Raw genomic sequence first — 621 nt, forward strand, 5'->3', positions numbered from 1 at the left:
TTCGACTGCGCTCAGTGTGACAAAATTTAGAATTTTTATAAATGTATCTTCTGCAACAACAGTATCTGGATTTAGAATACAAACATATTCGCCTTTGGCCTGTGCAACTCCAATATTATTTCCTTTTGGAAAGCCCAGATTTTCTTTGTTTTCAATGAGTTTTACATTAGGAAACAATTCTTTCATCATCGCACAACTATCGTCAGACGAATTGTTGTCTATTACAATGATCTCGCCCTCAATGTTTTTAAGTGCTTTTTGGACACTTAAAACACATTGCTCTAAAAAGTAGCGAACATTATAGTTAAGGATGATTACGGATAGTTGCATTGGACAAATTTAAAGCAACTTATTTAATTCTTCAGGATTTTTTTGATTGTTGAAAAAAAAGTGAAGTTCTATTATTTTTTGATCATAATTAAAACTGTAGTATAAAGTAGTTTGCTTAGAAATAACTAGACAATAGACTTTAAGAGTTTTGCTATAAATGCCAATCTCAGGGTTTATTGATAATCTACTCAAATTTTCTTCAACTAAATCACTAAATTTTCTAACCTCATTGAAATTCCACTTAAATAAAATATAATTGATTTCTTCTTCAAGAGTTATTTGAGCTTTTAG

The 621-nt window shown here is 29.6% G+C and carries 2 protein-coding genes; both read right to left on the reverse strand.

The features are described from left to right. Positions 1–330, reverse strand: a 330-nt coding sequence (locus DIU01_RS10340) for a glycosyltransferase (RefSeq protein WP_290834139.1), incomplete at its 3' end; no start/stop codon positions are given. A 9-nt stretch (positions 331–339) separates the two neighbouring features. Further along, the coding region (locus tag DIU01_RS10345; RefSeq protein ID WP_290834142.1) for a hypothetical protein at positions 340–621 on the reverse strand (282 nt) is incomplete at its 5' end.

The organism is Flavobacterium sp. (genome assembly GCF_003525665.1).
In the GTDB taxonomy this organism is placed as follows: Bacteria; Bacteroidota; Bacteroidia; order Flavobacteriales; family Flavobacteriaceae; genus Flavobacterium.